Here is a 23531-nt window from a genome sequence, read left to right as displayed (position 1 = left end):
TGAGTGGTACCAACAGGACATGGAACACATCCGGTGCCGCGATATGTGGGGTCAGATCTGATGCCGGCGGTCCTTGTCGAGCGCGATGGTGAGATCACGACGCTCACCCTCCATCGCCCGGACGCGCTGAACACGCTGAACGCCGACCTCGTGCGGGACCTGACGGTTGCACTCGACGAGGTCGACGAGGACCCCGGTTGCCGGGTGGTGATCCTGACCGGAGCGGGCCGCGCATTCTGCGCCGGTCTTGACCTGAACGGTTACGGCGACGACGATCGCACCGCCGAACAGGGCGGGGTGATCCCGATGTTCGAGCGCCAACAGGACATCGCCGGGCTCGCGCTCCGCTTGCACGGGCTGCGCCAGCCGGTGATCGCCGCTGTCAACGGGCCGGCGGCCGGCGGCGGTCTCGCGCTGGTGTGCGCGAGTGACATCCGCATCGGGTCCACGTCGAGCGTGTACGCGGTCGGATTCATCCGGGCCGGATTCTCCGCCTGCGACATCGGCGTGTCCTGGTTGCTCCCGCGCCTCGTCGGGACGGGCCGCGCACACGAACTCATGCTGACCGGCCGCAAGTTCACGGCCGTGGAGGCGGAGCGATATGGGCTGCTCGCCGAACTCGCCGAGCCCGACGATCTCCTGGAGCGGGCACGCGCCACGGCGCGTTCGATCCTGGCCAACCCGCCGCTGTCGGTGGAGCTCACCAAGGTCGGGATGTGGGCCGCGGTGGAGTCCGATTCCTTCAGTGCCACGGTCGAATTCGAGAACCGGCAGCAGATGATCACGGCTATGACCGAAGATCGGGGCGAGGCGACCGCCGCCTTCCTGGAGAAACGAGCACCGAGGTACCGACGACGATGACTTCTGACCTGTTCGATGTGAGTGGCAAGACGGTGCTGGTCACCGGCGGCACGTCGGGTATCGGGGCGATGATCGCCCACGGACTGCACGACCGCGGGGCACGGGTCCTCATCACCGGTCGCAATGACGACGCGCTGGCCGAGGCGCGCGCCGCGGGACTGACTGCGTTACAGGCGAATCTGTCGACGCCCGAGGGTGCACGAACCCTCGCGCAGCAGGTGGCGTCGGAGTCCGACACCCTCGACGTCCTGGTGAACAACGCCGGCGCGACCTGGGGTGCGCCCCTCGAGGAGTTCCCGGACTCCGCCTGGGACCGGGTGCTGAAGCTCAACGTCCAGACGCCGTTCGTGCTCACGCAGACGCTGCTGCCGTTGCTGACCGGTTCTGCGACTGCCGAGAATCCGTCGCGGGTCATCATGATCGGCAGCGTCGACGGGATCCGGGTGCCGCGCACCGCGTCGTACTCCTACTCGTCGAGCAAGGCGGCCGTCCATCAGCTGACACGGCATCTCGCGCGGGACCTCGGACCGCGTCACGTCACCGTGAACGCCATCGCGCCAGGGCCTTTCGAGTCCAAGATGATGGCACCGATCCTGGCCGAGCTGGGCGAAGAAGTCGCGGCAGCATCGCCGTTGGGCCGTATCGGTCGAGCCGACGACATTATCGGCACGGTCGTGTACCTCGCCAGCCGCGCCGGCTGTTACCTCACCGGTGCCGTCATTCCGGTCGACGGTGGGATTGCGACGACGCTCTGAGTCCATGAGTCCAATTGACGGAATACGGCACACAGTCAACGAAATTCGATGCACAGTCAATGGGATTCGGCGCACAGTCACCGGGTGGTGCGGAATAGGCAGATAGCCGGGAGTTCCGGATTTAAAAGCGAACATGCGACATGGTCCACTGATGCACTGTGCGTGCAGGTCAGGTTCGCTGTGTAAAGCTGTTCCTCATTCAGATGCCTTTAATCGCGCTGGTATCTGATTGATCCCTTTGTTAGCTTGCGGGAGTTCGATGGACCCGAACGACAAAGGAGGAAAGAACCAGTGCGAAGAAATCTCATTCGTGTGACGACGGCTGGCGCGACCCTCGGGGTCGCGGCTCTGATCGCTCCCGCGGTGGCAACCGCAGCCCCCGTATCGGAGGCGAACTGTGCCAAGGTCTCCACTCCGGCCAATCCGGCGGGGTGGGGCAACACGTTCGGTGACGAGCGCGGCCAGGCGGGCAAGGTGACGGCGACCAATGTTGTCGATCAGGACGGGTCTCTCGAGTTCGTGACGACAGAGCAGACACCGCGCCAGGCGTCGTACAAGAGCGCCGGGCAGCTCAAGCTGACGGACGCCATCACGAAGCCGCTCACGTTCAACAAGTCCGACGGGCAGGCGAACTGGCAACTCCGCGTGACCGGGGCCAACACCGGTGAGAGCAATGGATTTGCGACGCTCGTCTGGACCGCGCCGGCTGGTGCGGGCAAGGCGGATGCCGGCGGATCTGACCAGTGGTGGTCCACCCGAGATCTCGGCACGATCAAGAGAGGCACCAACGCCACGCTGGATGATCTGGTGAAGGCCGCCAATTCAGAGGGCCATACCACCGTGGTCGACCACTACGGAATCTCCAGTCAGCCCAACGAAAAGACCGGCAAGGTCAATGTCGACAACGTCTCGTTCAACGGCTGCACCACCAACTTCGCCGCATCGGGTGCCGGCGGAGCCTTCGGATCGCTGGAGAACATCTTTCCCTGATCCGTGAGTTCGACTCTGCAGCAGGCGCTCCGCGGCCGGTGACCGGTCGCGGAGCGCCGCCGTCACGGCGAGAATGTCGTGACGGCCGGGCTAGTCGTACAGAACCGCTTCGCCCCGCTGGCGGAGTGCTTCCAATCCTGCGCGGAACTGTCGGAGGTATTCCGGCGAATGTCCCACCCAGTCGGTCATCTCGCCGACGACCCGGACCGGTCGGGCGCTCCGGTAGGAGTGGGTGGGGTTGCAGGGAAACTTCCTGTCGGTGACGTTCGGATCGTCGTGTACGTCGTCCTGCGGTTCCACGATGTAGACCCGGGGGCGCCCGTCACCCACCGCCATCTCGGCCGCGAGCACCGCGCCGTCGAGCACCTGCGTCATGTAGACGTAGTTGGAGATGTGCTCCGGACGGTAGTTCGAGCGATGCCCGGGTGTCAGGAAGTCGCCCACCCGGAGGTCCGCCTTGGTGCCGTGGAAGAAGTTCCCGGACTCGTGAACTCGAAATCGTTCCGGCGTGTCCGTCCTGTGTGAATCGTTCGCACCGTTTGCCATAGATCGCCTCCCGCGCGTCGGTCGTCGAGCGATTGTGCACGGGCAGCGGGGTCTTGCCGCAAGCCCCGGCCGCCGAGTTATGGTGGAAGTGGCGGGGTTCGGGAGCGGACGGCGGATGGGTTGCGGGGACAAACGGTCGGCCGGCTGAAGTCAGCGGCGTCCACCCGCCACGGCGCTGGTGATGGCCATTCGCAGTTGTTGTCATCCCACGTTCACGTACTGGACGGCATCACGTTCCTGCGGGACATCTCCAGGTCGCGTGAGAGGCAGATAGTGGGGGAATGGATGAACTGTCGCCGGTGCCGCACTCTCTTGTAGAGCGTGGTCTCGCAAGGAGCGTCGCGGAGGCGTCGGCACTTGTGATGGAAGGCCTCGTGAGCTGCAACGGCCTGCCGGTGCTGCGCCCGCACAGGATGGTCGGTGTCGCCGACGAAGTATCAGTGGACCGCACACGGGTCGACGGATGAGTCGAGCTCGCACGCGAGTCCGGGTGAGTTGACGACGTCGACCCGCAGGTTTCGGTCACATGGTGCGGCCCTGCCGCCGACTCCGCAACCACTCGCCGGAACTCCCCCCTTCGAACAGGGCGGCGGCCCCGTTGCCACTTGTCTGCAACGGGGCCGCCTCTTCACCGACAGAGTCGGTGGTCGCTCAGCTCACTGCCAGATCCAGATCCAGCGTCGCTGACGTTGGTCGTATCGCCGGACCCGACGACGTCGCTGGTTGGGATTGTTCTGGTTCCGATTGCGATTCGCCACTGGAATCTCCTTGTCGCTCACTCCGGGTTACTGCCTTACAAGAACAACTATGCGCCGCAGACCTTGTCGGTAGTTCACACGAACCTGTCGGGTACCTGGACGTATCAGCTCGCACTCGCGAGACCCGAACGTCTCTGCCACCCACTCTTGCCCGTGAGCCGTCAACGGGCTGGACATGGCGTCTGTCATGTGTCCAGCTCGAGATGGTGACGGGCGAGTCTTACGTGAATACTGTTGCAGCCCAGTATGTGCCGGCCCCCAGGACGGCGGCAGCAGGAAATGTTGTGACCCAGGCAGTCGCCATGTTTCCCGCGACGGCCCAGCGCACGGCGCTTGTACGCTTGGTTGATCCAGCACCCATGATCGCTGACGAGATGACGTGAGTGGTGGAGATAGGTGCGCCCATTCCGGCGGAAGCGACATACAGAACGGATGCGGCGGTTGATTCGGCGGCGAATCCCTGCGGCGGGTCGAGTTCGATGATCTTGCGACCCAGGGTGCGCATGATCCGCATGCCCCCGGTCGCCGTTCCCACCGCCAGTACAGCAGCGGTGAGCAGGAAACACCACAGGGGGATGGAGTAGTCGTCCTGATATCCTGCGACCACAAGAGCCAGCACGACAATCCCCATCGTCTTGGCCGCGTCCTGCATGCCATGACCGAATGCCATCATCGCTGCCGAGAATGTTTGTGCCCGACGGAAATTCCGGCTGGTCTGCGAGGGTGATCGCTTGCGGAACGCCCACATGATCGTGAGCATTGCGGCGGCCCCGAGAAGGAACCCGACGATCGGTGAGATCACCATCGGCAGGACGATCTTGTGGAGCACTCCGCCCCATAGCACGTTCATTCCGCCGGCGAGGGCAGCGCCGACCATCCCGCCGAACAGTGCGTGCGAGGAAGACGACGGTAGGGCCAGCCACCAGGTGATCAGATTCCAGGTGATGGCACCCACGAGCGCGGCACCCACGAGGATGAGTGCTTCGGCACTCACATCCAGTTCGATGATTCCCGAACCCACCGTGCTGGCGACTTTGGCGCCGAAGAACGAACCGGCCAGATTGCCCACCGCGGCCGTGGCCAGTGCCGAGCGGAGGGTAAGCGCCCGGGTGGACACCGAAGTCGCTATCGCGTTCGCCGAATCGTGGAAGCCGTTCGTGAAGGTGAAGATCATCGCCAGGACGATCACGACGAGCAGCGCGAACACCTCAGGTCACGACTCTTTCAACACTATGGCCTCGACGAAGTGTGAGATCTTCTCGAAAGAGTCGGCGGCGTCTTCGAACTCGTCAGCGACGTCTTTGAGCTTCATGACCGTCAGGGCATCGAGATGGCCGTCGAAGAGATGGGCCAAGAAGGTGCGGTAGGTGTGGTCAGCCCGATTCTCGAGTTCGTTGATCTCGATCCAGTACTTCTCGAGATCGTTCAGCCTCGCCAGGCGAGGCATCGCTTCGGCAGTGACCGCCGCGCATGTGTCGAGGTTGACGATCATCTCCTGCAGGTGCCGCGGTAGCTCGGACACCCCGTAGAGGACCATGAGGTGGGTCGCGGCCTCCATGTGGTCCATGACGTCGTCGAGGCATGAGCCCAGTAAATAGATGTCCGAGCGGTCGAACGGAGTGATGAAGCTCGAGTTCAGAGTGCGGAACAGTTCGTGGGTGATGCGGTCGCAGTCGTGCTCGAGTTCGACCATGAGACGTGCCGTCTGGGTGACATCGGGCTCTGGCGCGAGTAGTTGAGTGAGGGTCTTCGTCCCGCTGGCCAAGCATTGTGCCGACGAGTTGAACAGGTCGTAGAAGAGATCGTTCTTGGGTTTGAAACGAGAGAACACGGCGCCTCCTCTCCTAGGTCTGGCGGAACTCTCTGAGACTGGTGGTGCGCTGATCGACCCAGGACCTCATCGAATCGACGCTGTCTTGCAGGGATTCTGCTGTGAGCTCATCCGACGTGGGGATGGTGCCGGCCAACTGATCGAGGATCCGCAGTGCTGTTCCGTTGCTGTAGATCTGTTCGTACAGCTCCCAGTAGTTCTCTTCGTAGAGATGCGTATAGGCGTCGGACTCGAGGAAACGCTCTTTGAGCTGATTGCCCGCTCTCTGCGGATTGCCGCCGCGCATATTCTTTGCCCGATCGTCCTCATTCTGGGGGTCGATCGCGGGTTCAGCACCGTCTACTGCTTGGTCACCTGCCTGGACGTCGGGTTTTCTGCCGGAACCCATGGAAACGGTCTCGTTCGGTCCGACGGTGGAATCGCCGTTCATGGCCAGATTGAGATCCCATGACACCACCGAGAATTTCTTGGTGTCGAGGTCGTACCAGAGGTAGTAGTTCTGGCCTGGTCCACTCATGTCGTCAGCATTGACCAGCAGATTTTGTGTCGCCAGATACCTCGCTAATGACTTGATATCGACGTGATCGGCGAGATGGGTGTCGAATTCACTCTCGTTGGCGGAATCCAGCCATTTGAGAAAATTGATGAGCGGCTGGAGGTTACCGCTATCGACTGCGTTGATCTGTTTGAATTGGTCGGCGTACGCGGACTGGTCATCGCCCCGGTATTCCAATCGCGAGGATGCGTCTGCCTTGTAGAGGTAACCATCCGAGTCGAACAATGAGTTGGCGTAGGTGTCGTCGGGATGCTCGAGTACCAGACGCGTCGCCGAGGGACTGTCATTCACCGAATAGACCGTGTACGCATAGCGCTGGGACGGCTGATTGGTCTCGGCGGTCAGTGACAACGCCATCGACTCGTTCAGTACCGGAGAACCAGGACGTACCGACAACTCGGTCATCCCCTGGTAGGCCCTGCCGTCAGCGTTCTCATCGAAACTGATGAGCAACGGCAATGACGTTGGGTCATCGGCGGACGCCTGTGCAATGTCTCCCATTCCGGGCGGGCCTTGTCCGCCTTCGAACTCCGCAGGCACGTCATCGCCCTCAGGCGCCATCTTTCCGAGGTCGCCCCCCCGTACTCCCATCAGGGTGGAATTGCCTTTCAGGCGGACTGAGACATCAGCGATCTCTGTCCCGTCGATGACCACATCGGCGGTGATCCACTTCTTGTCGCCACTCTTGCGAAACGAGGAGATCATGTCGTTGTACTCGGCATCGCTCATCTCGACCGAAAGCTCATGTGTTACCGAGTCGTCGAACAAGTTGACAGTACCGCTGATGTTGTCGGTGATCTCCGATGCGATCACATCGGTTTCGCCGGTGATGTACGGACGGACGGACGTGGTACCGAACACGGTGGCCACGATCACCACGAAAAGCACGAAGGCCGCGGGCAACTTCCAGTGCTGGCGCACCGATTTGGGAATGCGGTGTCGCCACCGTCGTCGAGGCGGCACCGCGGTCGGACCGGTCATCAGAGATCAGTCTGGTCGTAACCGGTGAGGACGGTCACGCGCTGGCCGGTGTTGACCGCGCTCAGCTCCGCGATCAACTGGCCCGAGGAGACCCCCTTCTTGAGCATGGCGGTGTAGTACAACTCGGTCAACGCCCCGGCACGCACTGATTCAGTGGACACCAGCTCGTACTCGCTGCAGTGCTTGATGAGGACGTCCTCCACCCGGGAGGTGTACTCGGGCTCTGGCGGGACCTGCACCTTGACGACTTGCCTGCTGACGTCGAGCTTGAACCAATTGAATTTGTTCATGATCAGCAATACGAGACAGATTGCGACGGTGGCGGCTATTGCGAGCACATAGAACCGGGTGCCCGTCGTCATGCCGATCGCCATCACTAGGAAGATGAACCCGACATCGCGGGTTTCTTTGATGGCGTTGCGGAATCGAATCACCGAAAGGGCGCCGACCAAAGCAAAGGCGCGTGCGATGTTCGAACCGACCACCAACATGATCAGGGCGATGATCATGCCGCACAGCACGAGAGTCTGAACGTAGGACTGACTGTAGGAGACATTCTTGTGGGTGTAGCGGTAGACCCACGCGATGATGGACGACAATACAAAGGACAACGACAACGACACGATGATGTCAAAAGCCGTGAAGGTGCCGCTCAGATCTTGGAAATCAAGGTTCATGAATAATCCTGCTATCTATCTCGGGGGGAAGAGATCACACAACGTTGCATGGCAAGCGAGAGAAGGCCGACGTCGATTGTGGATGCGCACGTTGTCCAATCAACTCGCCAGGGTCGACTTGGTGGTCGCGGAGTCGAACAGGCCGACCGGCACGCGTGTGTCGGCTCCCTCGGGAAGGACCAATTCGGGCGCGCCCATACGGGACCGGGGCGCGAGACCGAAAGCCTCGACCGACTGACAGTATTTCGAGATGCGGATGACAGACATGTCCAGCCTGGCCGTGAGATCGGTCGCCCAATAAGGCACGCGTTCGTTCGCCTTCAGCTCGACGATCGCCAGCTTGGGCGGGATGATGAAACGATTCTGCGCGCGGGATGCGAAGTGAAAGTCGCGGTCGCGGCCGTGAACCTTGTGATCGATCGTCACACGCAGACCAAGATCAGCATCACGTCCGACAAACGCCTCCCGTAAGTAGCCGGTCGTCACGATAGGACGGAGGTCCAGGTTGCCGATCAAACCGGACACCTCATTGACGAAGGGGAGCTGCGAGTTGTCACACTCGATCTCTTCGCGGCCGTTGAGCCACCGTTGCGCGAGTCCGTACGGCATCGCGGTGCGCCGTTTCTGAGTGACTCGATTGACGCGCTGCTTTATCTCGACATGGACTGATGTGTCATCGGTACAGTCCGCCGGGTCGCCGTACAGGCGCACGCGCACCTTGCGCCTGAACTTCAGTCCCTCGATCTTCTCCCAGTAGAACCGCAGGTCGGAAGTGTCGTAGTACAGAGAGGTCACCGGATAGCCGCCGTGGGGAGAGAATGGGTCGCTGTCCATGCGGGCTGCCAGCTCGCGCCGCAGCGTCGGCACGTTCATCTCATCGACGAAGTATTTGATCTCGTAGCGGTTGAACGCATGTAGTTTGCTCGCGGTCTGTTCATAGCCGGTCGGTTCGGTCGGTGCGTCCTCTGCTTCATCCCGCTCTGCCCGGGATCGTCTACCCAGCCTGTCGAACACGCCCACGTTGCACTTGCCCTTCCATTCCATCGCCCACCGAGAGGTGCGCACGCAAAATCTCTTCACACATCACACGCGTTCACCTTCGGGTGCGGCGGACCGTTCCTGCCGACCAGCTGGTCGTGAATCGGTCTGCCTCGCATCCCGAGGATGTGTCAGTTGTGTGCAGATGAACAGCACATGACTGCAACGAGTACAACGGAGAAATGTTCGGTGACCGTGTGGCGAGCCTTGGAGTTTGCTGTCAGCCGTAGGGAAGGACGACGCGGAACGTCGAGCCGCGGTCTGTGTCGAGCAGCTCGATGTAGCCGCCGTGGGCGGCGAGGATGGCGGTGACGATGGACAGGCCCAGACCGGACCCGGCGGCGCGTTCTCGTGACTCGTCCGCGCGGTAGAACCGCTCGAACACATGGGACGATTTTTCCACCGGGATGCCGGGACCGTTGTCGCACACGTAAACGGTCACGCTGCCACCGCCGCTGTCCTCGGCGCCGGCGTGGGCCCTGACCGGCGTGTCGAGGAAACCGTCGGCTTGCTCAGACTCCACAACTACGACATTGACCGCGTCATCGGTATGGACCAGTGCGTTTCCGATGAGGTTGCTGAACACCCTCCGCATGGCAACCTCGTCGCCACGAATCACCAGCGGCGTCTCGGCACCTTCGATCGTGAGGTGCCGAGCGGGGGCCGCGAACCCGGCCTCCTCGACCGCATCGCGTACGACTTGCCCTACGTCCACATCGCGAACACTGAGAGCGGGTCGCTCGTCGTACTCGGCGAGCTCGATGAGGTCGTCGACGAGCTTGCTCATTCGCACCGCTGCAGCCTCGATGTGTGCAACGATCTCGTTGCGTGTCGAATCGTCGGGAGCGCCGTGCCGATAGAGTTCTGCATATCCGCGAATCGCCGTGAGCGGTGTCCGAAGATCGTGCGAGGCGTCGGCGATGAAGGTCCTCATTCGTTGTTCGGAGCCTGCGAGTCTGCTCATGACCTCCGCCAGACGATCCAGCATGGTGTTGAAAGCGGACCCGAGTCGAGCGATCTCCGTGTGCTCATCGACAGAGACCCGACGTTCCAGATCGCCATCGGCTATGGAGGTTGCTGCGAGTTCGATGCCTTTGAGCGGTCGGAGTCCGATCCGGACCACCAGCGCGGCAATGAGTGTCATCCCCGAGAGGAGAGCGGCTCCGACGATCAGCTCGATCGAACGAAGCCGCCCGACGGTGTCATCGACGGTCTCCAGCGAGATCGCCACGGCCCCGGTCTCGGGCGGGCCCGCGGCCGTCGATGCCGCACGCACGAATGTGCGTACTCGCCACTGCACATCGGATTGCTCGTCACCAACCGTGAATGTCCCTGGTCCTCGGGCGCGGACTGTATCGACGCTCATGTCCGGCAGGCGAGGGTAGGTACTCCGCCCCACGGGCGCACCAAGACGACTCACCGGTCTGCCATAGGTGTCGAAGTACATGAGCCGGAACTCCGAGGGGGCCTGATCGACGTCCGGCAACGGGCTCGGCGGTGGTTGTTCGGAACCACTGATGTCGTTGGCTATCACCTCGAGCTGACCGTCGAGCCGATCATCCTGCAGGCGCTGGAGGACCAGGGTGTTGATCACCCCGAAGATCACGAATCCGGTTGCGGCGACCGCCATCAGGGCAATGACCAACCTGGCGCTGAGGCTCCACTTGACCGGTTTGCGAAGGAATCTCACGACCGGCTGGGGGCCGTTCGCAGCGTGTATCCGATCCCTCGGACGGTATGGATCAGTGGTGGACGATGGTCATCGATCTTTCGTCGGAGTTGGCTGACGAAGGTCTGTACCACTCGCTCGTTCTGTCCCTCGCCGTATCCCCACACGTACTCGAAGATCTGGGACTTGCTCATCACCTTTTCCGCATTCCGCGCCAGGTAGTCAAGAACACTGAATTCGGTTGCCGAGAGCCATATCTCATCTCCAGCACGAAACACACGGTGAGCGTCGAGGTCGATCTCGAGATCGTGATAGACCAGTCGCGATCTCGACGTCACCTCACCTCGCGTACGCCGCAGGATCGCTCGTATGCGCAGGACGATTTCGACGATACTGAAAGGTTTGACGACGAAGTCGTCGCCACCGGATTCGAGTCCGTCGATGCGATCCTGCTGTGCACCCCGAGCTGTCAGGAACAAGATCGGGACGTCGCTACCTCCGGAACGCAGTGCCCTCGCCACCTCGAAACCGTCGATGTCGGGCAATCTCACGTCCAGCACTATGAGATCCGGGACCGCGCTCAAGGCGACGCCGAGTGCAGCTCTGCCGTCGCCCGCCTCGATCACCTGGAAGCCGCTCATCCGAAGCGACATGCACAGCAGGTTGCGGATGGATTCTTCATCATCGACCACGAGCACCGTGGGCAGCGGTTGAGCGAGATTCTGACGCACGTGCCGAGCGTAAACGGTCGTAGCGTGCGATTCCGGTTGCTGCCAGCCAATATGCCGTTTGCACAGCGAACTCGCAGATTCACCATCAGTTCACCAGATGTTCGCCTGGTGTCGTGGTTGCGTCATCACATCTGCGGCGCAAGCCCACGACGAAGGAATTCTGCATTGGTCGACGATCGATCAAACCTCATGCTCTGCTGGAAACCTCTGGTGTCGACGGTGGTCATGGCAATGGCTGTGACCAGCTTGCTGACGGTTGCCCGACCGGCATCTGCAAGCGCCGACACGACGGTCTCCCTACCCGGTGGCCAGCGGACGGAGAACGGCTACATGATCCAGAGGAGCGGCGAGCGCGCAGTGATCTCGCCGGCCCTCAACGCCAATGGCACCGGAAGGACCGCCTGGGTCAGCGGAAAGGTGTCGGCGACGTCGCCCAACGGCGTCCCGGCCGAACTGGAAGTCGGGTACCTCGTCGGTTGTCAGGTCGACATCTCCGGCTTGGAGGGGAGTCTTGGCGGCGAGTTGACGCTGGACTCGTCAGCGCTGTCTGCGGGCCTGTCGATTCCGTTGAAAGCCGGCGAGGTGAAGTACAGCCGGGTCACCGACATCGACCTTGTCGACGGCAGGGCCTCTATTCGCTACGCGAGCCAGGGCCTGGAGATCACCGGATGCGGGGGTTATGCCCAAGCACGTTCGGTGACGAAAGTCGAAACCGACGAGGGAGCCCATCGCTACGTCGGCTGGCTCTACGGACGTCCGTTCAGTCTCGGCTGATCCGCCCATACTTACGTAAAGGCCCACCATTGCACCCCATCATCAAGCGATCACTGACCATCCCGGTCGCCGGAGCCGTTGTCGCAGCGGGAACGGCGTTGAGTCACTCGCCGGCCAACGCCGACACCCAGGTGAACCTACCCCGCGTTCAAGCGGTCGACCGACTCTCCGACGGCAGCACCATCACTGTCACCGCCGATGACCGTGCTCGGATCTCACCCTCGATGGGCGCCACACCTCTGCACCGCAACGTCTGGGTTTCCGGCACCGTCCGTGTCGAGGGCAGCAATACCATGACAAACGGACGGTTGGAGGCCGGCTACATCATCGGCTGCCAGGTGGCGCTCGGCGCAAGCACCGACGCCAAGAGCACCTCGGAGGCCGGCGACAGCACCGTCGAGATCGGGGCGTCGGCCGGTGGCGACATCACTCTGGGTCCGGGAGACGTTGAACGCCAACCGATCCTGATGTTCAGTCAGAAGGATGAGAACGGTGACACCGAGCAGGTCGGCTACTACACCTTCAACGGCCACTCGGCGAGCCTCACCTTCACCGATAAGACGTTTGGCCTGACCGGTTGCGCCGGTTACGCGCAGGCCCGCCTGTATGTCAACGTGACTGCCTACGAGAAGGGTTCGAAAACCAAGACGACTCTGTACGGCAAACCCTTCAGCATCGGTTGAAGCCCGGGCCGGCGGTCGGCATCGAGAGGTCGACAACGCCACTGGCGTTCCGGAACGTGGTCGCAACAGCAGGGATCGATCAGACGTACAGGCGTTGTGCGTCAGACCGAGCCTTGGGCCAGCACTCCGTTGATGCGTTCACGAGGCCCGGCTCGTCTCCGATGCACCCACCTCCACAGGTACGTCGCCTGCATAGCGGATGACGGAAGTGACCCGCCCGAGACGCCGTTCGACGATCCCGATCGCGCCCGCGAGCTGATCGGGGTCATCGACGTCGGCGACGAGCGCGACTGTGAGGCCGTTGTTTCCCACCATGAAGGGAAGAATGACCGAGTATCGGCTACTGACGACACCCAACGGTATGTCGCAGTCGAACAGCGACCGAGCGTAATCGAGCGCCGCGGGGTCGTCGAGGACTACGAGGGGGACTGAGGCGCGGTGTGTGGTTCTTCTCATGTTCTGAGGATCGACCCGCGATGTCAAAGCGCACTGCGCTGTGGCTGTGTGTTTGCTGTCAGACAGCCCGAGTTCGATGACAGCGTTCTCCCAGCTGCGCGCAAGGCACCCCCCAGGCCGCGACCATAGCTTCGTTCCTGGCCGACAACGATGCCGGTCATCTGAATACAAGGAGAATTCATGTCTCAGCCAGGACGGCAGTCCGGACAGGGCCAGCGCCCCGGTCAGCAGCAGCCCGCTCAACCGCGCCAGCGACGTCGCCGCCGTGTATGGAACCGGCACCAGCATCGTTGGGTCTGGACCTGGTACTGATCCCGCGCGCGACCTAGCCCATCCCGCCGAGACCTGGGGACATCCGACGCGGTGTCCCCAGGTCCGGCACCCTCACCACCAATGGACTGATAGATGACCGCACGCGAGGCCTACCTCCGATTCCTGCCGGCTCTCCGAGGCGAGGGCCCGCGATTCACCCTTGCCGCAACACTTCTGCTTGTCGCCACCGCGTGCGAGGTGATCGCGATCTTCGTTCTGTCCGACGTGATCGACGGCGCGCTCTCGGCCGAGAGCGCACTTCAGTTCGCCCGCCTCGCCGCGCTTTGGCTGTTGATCACAGCGATCTCAACTGCAGCGGACTACTACGGCCAGGTTGCCGCGGTCGGCGTCTCCGAACGAGTGGTCCTGCGGTTGCGCGACAGGCTATTTGCTCACGTCCAGCGACTCAGCCCGGTGATTCACCGACGTTTTGGCCTGGGCGACATGGTCACCCGTCATTCGAGCGACCTCGAAGCCGTCGAGTATTTGATCGGTTCCGGGGTCATGCAACTGATCGTGGCGGTCACCAACACCATCGGTTTGGTGGTGGCGGCCCTCATCATGAGCTGGCAGGTCGCTGTGGTGGCGATCGCGGCCGTGCCTGCCCTGTGGGCGGTCTCGGCATTCTACGGACGTCGACAGACGCTGGTCACCCGTGACGAACGAATCGCCAACGCCGGCATCGCGGTCGCTGTGCAGAGCGCGTTGAGTGGCCACGAGACGGCCGTAGCCTACAACCAGCAGAACCGTGAACAGGCGCGCCTGCACCACTACGGCTTCACCTGGCTCGGCGCCCGTCTATCGCAGACACGGATCGAGGCCGGGTTCGGGGCCGTCATGGGCTTCGGGCAGGTCGTGGTCACTCTGGCGATCGCCGTCGCAGGAGTCTGGCAAGTGCGCCAGAGCGCACTGAGCGTTGGCGAACTGATCGCCCTGACCGGATATCTCGGCATGCTGTATCCAAAGATGCAGGAACTCGCCGAGGTGCGACTGTCGCTCGCGTCTGCGGCGGTCAGCGCAGAACGGATTGGCGAGCTCCTCGACCTCGAACCCACGGATGCCGACTGTGACGATGCGATCACCGATCTGGGACCGGATCACACGGTATCGATGCGGGAGGTCACCCTACGTCGGGGAGAGATGACGGTACTCGACCGCGTCTCGCTCGATCTGCATCCGGGAACGATCACAGCACTCGTCGGACCCAGCGGCGCAGGCAAGTCCACACTCGCGTCGTTGTTGTGTCGATTCGACCGCCCCGACGCAGGAACGATCACTCTCGGCGAATTCGATTATGTCGCCCTCTCAGGCCGCGCCATCCGCGATCATGTGACCTTGCTACCCCAGCAGCCCATCATCAAGGCGACAACCGTCGCCGACAACATCGCCTACGGGCGACCGGACGCTACCCGCGCCGAGATCATCAGCGCTGCAATTGCTGCCGACGCCGACCCGTTCATCAACGAGCTCCCCGACGGTTACGACACACCTCTGGACGAAGACGGCCTGACCCTCTCGGGGGGTCAGCGCCAGCGAATCGCGATAGCGCGGGCAATCCTTCGCGACAGTCCCGTCCTCGTACTCGACGAGCCGACATCAGGGCTGGACGACGAGACCGCGCAGCGGATCCTGGAGCCCCTCCGACGTCTCGCCCATGGCCGGTCCACCCTCCTCATCACCCACGACCCCCGTGTCACCGAGATCGCCGACGAAGTCGCCGAATTGCGTGATGGGGTACTGACGTCCCGGCGACGAGACCACGCGCTGGTCGGTTCATCGGACGTACTGTTCGCCACCGGGCAGACGTCGTGAGCTGTCGGCTCGAACCTCACGCGCGCCGGATCAGGAACTCGCCGCACCTGGCCATGTGAAGTGTGCCGGCTGCCGGCTGCCGGCTGCCGGGTCGTGAGTCGTCGACTGTGTTGCGAAGATCCCGGCGCTCAGGAAACCACCAGCCAGATGACAGCGGCGACCGAGTTCGTCGACGGACAGTGATGGCAGTTGTTTCCTGTTTCCGCAGCATCGAAAGGAGGACCGCGGTGTATTGTGCTCGCCCGCTTGCCCGCCCGCCCGAGACGACCACCCGGGACACCAGAGGCGTCGGTGTCAGACATGCGGATGTGGAGGGCCGCCACTCAGTGGGTGACGATGCGGCGAGTGGACGATGACACACTTACTGGCAGAACGCTATCCCTTGAATGAGTTGTTGCGCTGCGGCTGGCGGATCGTCGACCTGGGCCCGCCGAGGTCGTACCGCGAGTCCGACGGCTTCGTGCGCAGGGTTCTTCTGGTCGACGACACACAGCGTCTGTTATGTGTCGACCTCGAAGCGGGCTGTGGCGGCATCTGCGGAGCGGCCAGTTTCACGACGGAGGTTCCGGAGTCTGCGGATAGCGACCCCGCTGTGCTCATCGCCACGACCGAAGAAGCAGTGATCGCCCTTGCGCGAAGTGCGCCGGGGACGAGCTATGAGCGATTGCTGCAGATACCGGCGGTGCGGACTATCGGCCAGCCGGCTCAGGGCGACCGTCGATAGCGGCGTCCACGCAATCGCGTGGAGCAGGCGGGCGTCCCCGGTTGGCAGTCTGCCTCATACCGCTCGAGCGGGAACCTCCACGATCGCGACGGTTCCGCCGCGGGGATGGTTCGACAGCGACAACGTGCCACCGGTTCCCTCGATGCGCACGCGGCGCGAGGCAAGCCCGATGTGGCCCTTGGCTTGTCGTCGACGCATCAATTCGTCGACGACGATGTCGGCCGGCAGTCCGGTGCCGTTGTCGACGACGACGAGGCGTGCCCGTCCGTCGTCGAACTCGGCGGTCACCTCGACGGTCGTCGCGGCCGCGTGCTTGATCACGTTCGTCAGCAGTTCGCGGGCGGTGGCGAACAGAAGGGGGTCGGCGGACGTGCGCAGGTCGGGCGGCCAGCCGGCGGTGTCGACCGAGATCGTCGGAGCGCCGGTGCGGCTCCCGACGGAGGAGGCGAGGTCGGTCAGGGCCACCGTCAGACCGGCTTGCTCGAGCACCACCGGGTGCAACTCGCTCAGCGTCGAACGCAAGAGCTGCGCCGCGTCGCGGAGCGCGCCGTCCACGCGGTTGAGCGTCACGGGATCGGTGGAGTCGCGCAGCGTGGCGAGTTCCTGACGTGCGGCCAGGACGTACTGCAGGGCGCCGTCGTGCAGGTTGTCGGCGAGATCGCGCCGTTCGCGTTCCTCGATCTCCATCGTGGCGTCGAGGAGACGGGCGCGTTCGGCGGCGAGCGCCCCGATCGTCGTCACCCGCGATCGCTGCAACCGGGACAACAGGATCGCGCCGACGGCCAGGGCCGCGACGACGAGGATACGGAGCACTATCACCGACCACGGTTCGCCGTTCGACGTCCGTGCCAGCGAGGAGGACACGGCGTACACCACGGTCGTCACGATCACGACCACCGCACATGTCCTCGGTTGCAAAGCGATCGCGGCGATCATCGGCACGAGGACGAAGCCGCTGAGGAGAACGTCGGTGGTCCAACTCAATTCGTTCGATCGGCTCGCCACCACGGCGAGCGCGGTGAGCAGGAGGAGGTCGACGGGAAGTGCGATCCACGAGTACCGGATCATCGCCGACTCGTGGCGGACGACCACGATCGACCCGCCGATACACCACGCCGCGTACAGGATTGCGGTCACGACGCTGAACGTCTCGGCGTGCGCGGGTGGGTCAAGGGCGACGGTGAGCAGCACGAACAACGACAGGAACAGCCGGAGTACCACCTGGATTCGGATGCCGCGGATCGCGTGGTCGATCAGGATGTCGTGGATCCTCGGCTCGTCGGCGAACTCGTCGAGGCCCAGATAGCGGGTCGCACCGGCGATCTGATCAGGCTCGGCTCCTCGGTTCGAGGAGCCGGTGCTACTCGAGGAGGCCACGGCGCATCGCTTCGGCGACCGCGGCCGCGCGGTCGGACACGCCGAGCTTCTCGTAGAGGCGCTGCGTGTGGGTCTTCACGGTCGACGCCCCGATGTACAGCTCGGCGGCGACCTGTGGAATCGACTGTCCGCGTGCGAATCCCGTCAGGACCTGACGTTCCCGTTCACTCAGTGCCGGCGCGTCCCGCTGGGTCTGCGCCCGGATCTCACCGGCCAGTCCGGCGGCGAGCTCGGGCGGTACCACGGTCTCGCCCTTGGCCACCCGGGTCACCGCGCCGACGATGTCGTCACGATCGGCGTCCTTCGACAGGTAACCGGCCGCACCCTCCTGGAGCGCCCGGAAGACGATGGGACCGTCGGTGACCGCGGACAGCAGCAACACCCGGGTCGGCAGCCCGTCACGCGACACCGCGTGCGCGACCTCGACACCGGTCATGTGCGGCATCTGGTGGTCGACGACCGCGACATCGGGCTTCTCCCGCCGGATGAGCTCGAGTCCGGCCCTGCCGTCGCCGGCTTCACCGAGCACCCGCACCCGGCCACTGGCCGTCAGGCCCCGGGACACGCCGTCGCGGAAGAACGGGTGGTCGTCTACGACGACCACGGTGACGAGGCTGTTCATCGGATCAGGATATGTGCGCCGCCGCCGTACCGGTCGACATCCTGTGCAACCGGTCCGGGTTACGGCCACGTATCCGCTCGTGACGATTCGTTTACACCCCTTGCCCGATCGTGTACGGGTCGTATACAACTGGTGTACGGCCTTGATGTGGTCCGCTTCACACGGTGATCAATGGTCTCGGGGTGGCTCGGTGGTTGCAGCAACAACCACCGAGCCGGACAGCTCCACCTGCACGTCCGGACGTTCGCCTACTGGCAGGTAGGCGCCGGTCGCGCAGTCGTCACGCAACGACGATTCGACTGAGGAGTCGACATATGGCAACTGCCACCACGAAATCTAGCAGTCGTAGATCCCACACCAGCCTTCCGGTGATCGCCGGTTCCAGCCTCGCCGGAACCGCCGTGGAGTGGTACGACTTCTTCCTCTACGGCACCGCGGCTGCGCTGGTGTTCAACGAGGTCTTCTTCCCGGCCGACGACCCGCTCGTCGGCACCATGCTCGCCTTCGCCACCTACGCCGTCGGCTTCATCGCCCGGCCGCTGGGCGCCGCGGTGCTCGGCCACTACGGCGACGTCAAGGGCCGGCGCGCCACCCTCATCGCGAGCCTCATGCTCATGGGTGTCTCGACCTTCCTGATCGCCTTCCTGCCGTCCTACGCCGCGATCGGTGTCGCCGCGCCGCTGCTGCTCGTGTTCCTGCGTCTCGTCCAGGGATTCGCGCTCGGGGGTGAATGGGGCGGCGCGGTGCTGCTGGTCAGCGAGCACGGCGACTCGACCCGTCGGGCCTTCTGGTCCTCCTGGCCCAATCTCGGTCCGCCACTGGGCAATCTCATGGCCGCCGGTGCGCTCGCGATCCTGTCCGGTGTGATGTCGGAGGAAGCGTTCCTGTCCTGGGGCTGGCGGATCGCTTTCGCGCTGTCGGCCGTGATGGTGATCGTCGGACTCGTCCTGCGCCTCTACGTCGCCGAGACACCGCTGTTCGAGAAGTCGCAGCAGAAAGCGAAGTCCGAGACCCGCCGGATGCCCCTGGGAGATGCTGTCCGCGGCTACTGGCGCCAGATCCTGCTCGCAGCATTCACCCGCTTCGGCGAGAACGCCGGCTTCTACATCTTCTCGCTGTTCGTCATCACGTATCTGACCCAGATCCTCGACCTCGACCGCTCGACCGGACTGAACGCCGTGATGATCGGAATGGTCGTGGCGCTGGTGACGATCCCGCTGTTCGCGATCCTGGCCGACCGGATCGGCCGGCGCCCGATCTACATCTCGGCCTCGTTGGCCACCATTGTCTGGGCCTTCGCCTTCTTCGGACTGCTCGACACCAAGAACACAGTGGCGATCGTCGTCGCCGTGTCCGTCGGGCTGCTGATCTTCGCGGCCTACAGCGCGGTGATCGGGGCGTTCTTCTCCGAGCTGTTCCCGACCGAGGTTCGCTATTCCGGTGTCTCCCTGGCGTACAACCTCGCCTCGGTGCTCGCGGGATCGCTCGCGCCAATTATCGCGATCGCTCTCTACAACTGGTTCGACACGGGTTTCGCCATCGGTGCCTACCTCGCCGTCATGGGCCTGATCTCACTGATCGCCGCCATCGTCGCCCGCGAGACGCAGTCGGTGGACCTGGCGACGGTCGGCGATACCGGGCGAGACGATGACTCCGGTGAGAACCCCTCCGCCGCAGCCGAAACGACCACGACCGAAGCGAAACAGCAGCCGCCCGCTGCCGTTGCTCCGTGACGCTCTGAGAGGAGACAACACCATGTCGACATCGCGCTCCGGCACGGCCACCGCGCCCGAACTCGCCTACGAGTGGCTCAAGCAGACGATCATCACGCTCCCGCGGGACGAAGAGATGTTCCTGTCCGAGGCTCAGGTGGCGGCGTCGTCGGGAATCTCGCGCACCCCGGTCCGGGAGGCCCTGATGCGGCTCGAGGCGGAGGGGTTCATCCGCCGGGTCCCACACAAGGGTGCGTATATCCCGGCGCTGTCGGATCGCGATGTCGATGAGGTCATGCAGGCGCGGCGGGTCGTCGAAGAATGGTCGGTGCACGAGGTGGCACCGCGACCGGGACTCGTCCCGGACAAACTGGCGCTCCTCCTGCAACAGCAGGAGGACGACCAGGACCCCGTCGACTTCATCGCCCACGACCTCGAATTCCACACGACGATCATCCGTGCGGCCGGCAACAGCCTCATGGGTGACTTCTACAACTCACTGCGCGATCGCCAGATGCGCATGGGTGTCCGCATCGTCATGAACGACGAGCACCGCAAGAAGCAGGTGCTGGTCGAGCACCGGGCGATCGCGGACGCCATCCGGGCCGGAGACGTCGACGCGGCGGTTCGCAGTGTGCGCGAGCACCTTGGGACCACGCACGACTCCCTGCGCCACTCCCATCTATAGATCTGTACCGAGGAGCCCTTCATGAAGATCGCACTGGTCCAGGTGGCCAGTCCCGACGACGAGACCGGCGCGCATCGCCTCGAACGCGTGCGCACACTCGTCGACGGCCTGCCCGACGACGTCGACCTCATCGTCCTGCCGGAACTGTGGCGGGTCGGTTACAACCACTTCGACGACTACCTGTCGTCGGCCGAGGACCTGTGCGGGCCCACCGTGTCGACGATGGCGGCCATCGCACGCCGCCGGAACTGTTTCGTGCACGCCGGCAGCATCGTCGAGGATCGGGGCTCGGAACGCCTGCGCAACACCGCTGTCCTGCTCGGACCGGACGGGACCGTCGTACACCACTACAGCAAGGTGCACGTGTTCGGCTATCGGTCGCAGGAGGCCCATCTGCTGGAGCCCGGTGAGCAGGTCCACGCGGTGGACACCGCCTTCGGTCCGGTCGCGGCGACCACCTGCTATGACCTTCGGTTCCCCGGCCTGTGGGCCGAGATCGGGGCTGCGGGAGCGCAACTGGTTATCGTGCCGGCAGCCTGGCCGATGGCGCGACGGGAACACTGGCGACTGTTGACATCCGCGCGCGCCGTCGACAACCAGGTGTTCGTCATCGCATGCAACGCTGCCGGCACGCATGCCGGGGTCGAACTGGCTGGTCACAGCCGCATCGTCGACCCGTGGGGAGCGGTTGTCGCCGAGGCCGGTTCGGAGGAAGGGGTCACCCTCTCGGAGATCGACCCCACCCTGGTCTCCACCGTGCGGTCGGAGTTCCCGGTGCTCGGCGACCGCCTGCCCGACTATTCCGTCCTGTCCCGTAGAAAGGTCCACTCATGACCGGTACCGACGCCCGGGTGCTCAGCTTCACGATCGCCGGCACCGCCGAGCAGATCGAATTCGACACCCTCCGCACACTTGTCGCCGGATACACCGGACGCGACGAAGCCGCCGTGCGCCACCACATCGACGAGCTCGCGGCCATCGGTGTGGCGCCGCCGCCCGAGGTTCCGATGTTCTATCCGGTCGAGCCGGGCAGCATCACCACCGACCCCACCACGGAGGTGCACGGTCGCGAGACCTCCGGCGAGGTCGAGCCGGTGCTGTTGCGCCGGGACGGACGCTGGTATCTCGGTATCGGTTCCGACCACACCGACCGCCAGCTCGAGACCGTGGACATCGGCGACTCGAAGCGTGCCTGCCCGAAGCCGGTCGGCCGGCAGGTCGTCGAGATCGAGTCCTGGGCCGACTTCGATTGGGACGCATGCCGTGCCCGCAGCTGGGTCGATGGCCGCCTCTATCAAGACGGCGGGTTGTCGGGATTGCGAACGCCGCAGAACCTGCTCGGGATCCTCGCCGAACGGCAGGGCGACGACGACGCCGACCTGCTCTGCTTCGCGGGCACGTTGCCCCTGCTCGACGGCACTTTCGTCTACGGCACCCGGTGGGACCTCGAACTCACGCTGCCGGACGGGACCGTCCTGACCCACTCCTACACCTCCGACCCGGAAGGACGTTGATGATGCGTACCGGAGCCGACTATCTGTCCTCGCTGAACGACGGGCGCGTGGTGCTCGTCGACGGGCGACAGGTCGATGACGTCACGACCCACCCGGCGTTCGCGCCGGTCGCGGCGACCATCGCCGAGATGTTCGACCTTGCTGCCGATCCCGCGCAGAACATGCAGTACACCGCGCCGGAGACCGGCGCGACCGCCAACCGGACGTTCGGGATCCCGCGCAGCCGTGAGGAACTCCGACTCCGTCGCGAAGCCATCGAGACCTGGGCCCGGCACACCCACGGCTGGGTCGGTCGCAGCCCCGACCACGTCGGGACCTTCCTCGCATCCTTCGCCGCCCACCCGGAGGTCTTCGCCGGCGAGGGCCGCGACCTGTCGGCGAACGTGACGGCATTCCACCGGCGTCTGCTGGAGGAGAACCTGTATGTCTCCTACGCGATCATCCCGCCGCAGGTCTCGCGCGCGACCACGGCGTCGGGTTGGGAGGGCGAGTTCCTCCAGGCCGGTGTCGTGCGCGAGACCGACGAAGGGATCGTCGTGCGTGGGTCGCAGATGCTCGCCACCGGCGCCGCGATCGCCGACGAGGTGTTCGTCTCGTGCATCAAGCCGCTCGGCCCGGACGACAGTGACTTCGCCGTCTCGTTCGTTGTCCCGGTGGCGACGGAGGGCCTGAAGCTGTACTGCCGGCGGCCGTACGCGCCCGCGGCGACCAGCAGCTTCGACTACCCGCTGACCTCGCGGTACGACGAGCCCGACGCCCTGGTGGTGTTCGACGACGTGCTGGTGCCCTGGGATCGGGTCTTCGTCGACCGCGACATCGTCGGCGTGCGCCGTCAGTTCTTCGAGACCGGAGCACACGTCCTCGGCAACTGGCAGGCGCAGATCCGTTTCGCCACGAAGCTGAAGTTCATCGCCGGCGTGGCCCGGCGGGTGACCCAGGTCAACGGGGTGGACAAGATCCCCAGCGTCCAGGAGAAGCTCGGCGAACTCGCCGCCGTCGTGTCCGGTGTCGAATCCGCGGTGCTGGCAGCGGAATACACGGCGGAGCCGGACGCGTCGGGCCAGTGGCTGCCGGGCCGGCAGGCCCTGTACGGGTCGATGGGTCTGCAATCGGAAACCTATCCGCGCGTGCTCGCCATCCTCCGCGATCTGGTCGGTGGTGGAGTGCTCCAGCTGCCGTCGAGCGTGCACGACCTCACGAGCTCGTTGACCGCCAAGGACATCCAGCACTACGTGCAGTCGCCGGGCGTGCCGTCCGAAGAGCGCATCAAGCTGTTCAAGCTGGCCTGGGACATCGTCGGTTCCGAGTTCGCCGGCCGGCACCAGCAGTACGAGATGTTCTACGCCGGAGCGCCGTTCGTGGTGAAGGGCGCCTACACCTATCGCAACTACGCCTACGACGACGCACTCGAGGACGTCGCGGGCTTCCTGCAGTCCTACAAGCTCGAAGACGCCTGAGAGGAGC

Annotated in this window: 24 protein-coding genes; 13 read left to right on the top strand and 11 right to left on the bottom strand. The window is 64.0% G+C overall.

The window, feature by feature from the left end; translation table 11 throughout:
* Positions 1 to 60: 60 nt before the first annotated feature.
* The 3 genes from B1818_RS03405 to B1818_RS03395 all read left to right on the top strand — a co-directional run bounded on the left by B1818_RS03405 (position 61) and on the right by B1818_RS03395 (position 2606).
* Positions 61 to 861 (top strand): enoyl-CoA hydratase/isomerase family protein, encoded by an 801-nt coding sequence (locus tag B1818_RS03405; RefSeq protein WP_078111929.1) that lies wholly within the window; start codon positions 61 to 63, stop codon positions 859 to 861.
* Positions 858 to 1616, top strand: coding sequence for an SDR family oxidoreductase (locus tag B1818_RS03400; protein ID WP_078111928.1), 759 nt, complete (start codon positions 858 to 860; stop codon positions 1614 to 1616). Before B1818_RS03405 ends, B1818_RS03400 begins: the two co-directional genes overlap by 4 nt.
* A 312-nt stretch (positions 1617 to 1928) precedes the next feature.
* A complete protein-coding gene (locus tag B1818_RS03395; protein ID WP_078111995.1) occupies positions 1929 to 2606 on the top strand; it encodes a hypothetical protein in 678 nt (225 codons plus the stop codon).
* Between the two features lie 90 nt (positions 2607 to 2696).
* Here the strand turns inward: B1818_RS03395 and arr are convergent, their stop codons facing one another.
* Positions 2697 to 3152 (bottom strand): NAD(+)--rifampin ADP-ribosyltransferase, encoded by a 456-nt coding sequence (gene arr / locus B1818_RS03390; protein WP_078111927.1) that lies wholly within the window; start codon positions 3150 to 3152, stop codon positions 2697 to 2699.
* Positions 3153 to 3433: 281 nt separating this feature from the next.
* On the opposite strand from arr, the gene B1818_RS03385 reads away from it, so the two are divergent.
* Entirely contained in the window at positions 3434 to 3619 is a 186-nt protein-coding gene (locus B1818_RS03385; RefSeq protein WP_078111926.1) for a S4 domain-containing protein, read from the top strand.
* Between the two features lie 511 nt (positions 3620 to 4130).
* Here the strand turns inward: B1818_RS03385 and B1818_RS03380 are convergent.
* The 7 genes from B1818_RS03380 to B1818_RS03350 form a co-directional block, all read right to left on the bottom strand.
* The gene (locus B1818_RS03380) at positions 4131 to 5117 is read right to left on the bottom strand and encodes an inorganic phosphate transporter (protein WP_078111925.1); all 987 of its coding nucleotides are present in this window, start codon (positions 5115 to 5117) and stop codon (positions 4131 to 4133) included.
* Between the two features lie 6 nt (positions 5118 to 5123).
* Positions 5124 to 5741: a DUF47 domain-containing protein gene (locus B1818_RS03375; protein ID WP_078111924.1), complete on the bottom strand. Its 618-nt coding sequence runs from the start codon at positions 5739 to 5741 to the stop codon at positions 5124 to 5126.
* 13 nt (positions 5742 to 5754) lie between these two features.
* A complete protein-coding gene (locus B1818_RS03370) occupies positions 5755 to 7278 on the bottom strand; it encodes a CotH kinase family protein (RefSeq protein ID WP_078111923.1) in 1524 nt (507 codons plus the stop codon).
* The gene (locus B1818_RS03365; RefSeq protein ID WP_058253376.1) at positions 7278 to 7955 is read right to left on the bottom strand and encodes a DUF4956 domain-containing protein; all 678 of its coding nucleotides are present in this window, start codon (positions 7953 to 7955) and stop codon (positions 7278 to 7280) included. Before B1818_RS03365 ends, B1818_RS03370 begins: the two co-directional genes overlap by 1 nt.
* Positions 7956 to 8054: 99 nt before the next feature.
* Complete coding sequence (locus B1818_RS03360) at positions 8055 to 8999, bottom strand: polyphosphate polymerase domain-containing protein (protein WP_078111922.1); 945 nt, start codon at positions 8997 to 8999, stop codon at positions 8055 to 8057.
* A gap of 214 nt (positions 9000 to 9213) precedes the next feature.
* Complete coding sequence (locus tag B1818_RS03355) at positions 9214 to 10623, bottom strand: cell wall metabolism sensor histidine kinase WalK (protein WP_139362975.1); 1410 nt, start codon at positions 10621 to 10623, stop codon at positions 9214 to 9216.
* Positions 10624 to 10679: 56 nt separating this feature from the next.
* Positions 10680 to 11303: a response regulator transcription factor gene (locus B1818_RS03350; protein ID WP_254859548.1), complete on the bottom strand. Its 624-nt coding sequence runs from the start codon at positions 11301 to 11303 to the stop codon at positions 10680 to 10682.
* A 141-nt stretch (positions 11304 to 11444) separates the two neighbouring features.
* Between B1818_RS03350 and B1818_RS24720 the strand changes: the two genes are divergently transcribed.
* Together B1818_RS24720 and B1818_RS24655 are read left to right on the top strand one after the other, a co-directional pair.
* On the top strand, positions 11445 to 12167 hold the full coding sequence (locus B1818_RS24720; protein WP_078111920.1) for an MspA family porin: 723 nt from the start codon (positions 11445 to 11447) through the stop codon (positions 12165 to 12167).
* Entirely contained in the window at positions 12062 to 12850 is a 789-nt protein-coding gene (locus tag B1818_RS24655) for an MspA family porin (RefSeq protein ID WP_078111919.1), read from the top strand. Before B1818_RS24720 ends, B1818_RS24655 begins: the two co-directional genes overlap by 106 nt.
* A 138-nt stretch (positions 12851 to 12988) precedes the next feature.
* On the opposite strand, the gene B1818_RS03335 is transcribed toward B1818_RS24655, so the two are convergent.
* Entirely contained in the window at positions 12989 to 13306 is a 318-nt protein-coding gene (locus B1818_RS03335) for a hypothetical protein (RefSeq protein ID WP_078111918.1), read from the bottom strand.
* A gap of 405 nt (positions 13307 to 13711) precedes the next feature.
* On the opposite strand from B1818_RS03335, the gene B1818_RS03330 reads away from it, so the two are divergent.
* Positions 13712 to 15430 (top strand): ABC transporter ATP-binding protein, encoded by a 1719-nt coding sequence (locus tag B1818_RS03330; protein ID WP_078111917.1) that lies wholly within the window; start codon positions 13712 to 13714, stop codon positions 15428 to 15430.
* 352 nt (positions 15431 to 15782) lie between these two features.
* Entirely contained in the window at positions 15783 to 16154 is a 372-nt protein-coding gene (locus B1818_RS03325) for a hypothetical protein (protein WP_058253370.1), read from the top strand.
* Positions 16155 to 16208: 54 nt separating this feature from the next.
* Here the strand turns inward: B1818_RS03325 and B1818_RS03320 are convergent, their stop codons facing one another.
* Complete coding sequence (locus B1818_RS03320) at positions 16209 to 17531, bottom strand: sensor histidine kinase (RefSeq protein WP_078111916.1); 1323 nt, start codon at positions 17529 to 17531, stop codon at positions 16209 to 16211.
* Positions 17515 to 18153 (bottom strand): response regulator transcription factor, encoded by a 639-nt coding sequence (locus B1818_RS03315; protein WP_078111915.1) that lies wholly within the window; start codon positions 18151 to 18153, stop codon positions 17515 to 17517. Before B1818_RS03315 ends, B1818_RS03320 begins: the two co-directional genes overlap by 17 nt.
* 314 nt (positions 18154 to 18467) lie before the next feature.
* Here B1818_RS03315 and B1818_RS03310 point away from each other — a divergent pair, with 314 nt between their 5' ends.
* Genes B1818_RS03310 through B1818_RS03290 form a run of 5 tightly spaced genes read left to right on the top strand, consistent with a single transcriptional unit; the run spans position 18468 to position 23524 of the window.
* Positions 18468 to 19886 carry an MFS transporter gene (locus B1818_RS03310; RefSeq protein ID WP_078111914.1) on the top strand — a complete coding sequence of 473 codons (1419 nt, stop codon included), beginning with the start codon at positions 18468 to 18470 and terminating at the stop codon, positions 19884 to 19886.
* A gap of 22 nt (positions 19887 to 19908) precedes the next feature.
* Positions 19909 to 20553 carry a GntR family transcriptional regulator gene (locus B1818_RS03305; protein ID WP_078111913.1) on the top strand — a complete coding sequence of 215 codons (645 nt, stop codon included), beginning with the start codon at positions 19909 to 19911 and terminating at the stop codon, positions 20551 to 20553.
* Positions 20554 to 20574: 21 nt separating this feature from the next.
* Entirely contained in the window at positions 20575 to 21387 is an 813-nt protein-coding gene (locus tag B1818_RS03300; protein ID WP_078111912.1) for a carbon-nitrogen family hydrolase, read from the top strand.
* Positions 21384 to 22067 carry a DUF2848 family protein gene (locus B1818_RS03295; RefSeq protein WP_078111911.1) on the top strand — a complete coding sequence of 228 codons (684 nt, stop codon included), beginning with the start codon at positions 21384 to 21386 and terminating at the stop codon, positions 22065 to 22067. Before B1818_RS03300 ends, B1818_RS03295 begins: the two co-directional genes overlap by 4 nt.
* A 2-nt stretch (positions 22068 to 22069) precedes the next feature.
* Entirely contained in the window at positions 22070 to 23524 is a 1455-nt protein-coding gene (locus B1818_RS03290; protein WP_078111993.1) for a 4-hydroxyphenylacetate 3-hydroxylase family protein, read from the top strand.
* Positions 23525 to 23531: the final 7 nt, after the last annotated feature.

This window comes from Gordonia sp. IITR100 (assembly GCF_002009645.1).
Classification (GTDB): Bacteria; Actinomycetota; Actinomycetes; order Mycobacteriales; family Mycobacteriaceae; genus Gordonia; species Gordonia hongkongensis.
This window is presented reverse-complemented; position numbering and strand designations above follow the sequence as displayed.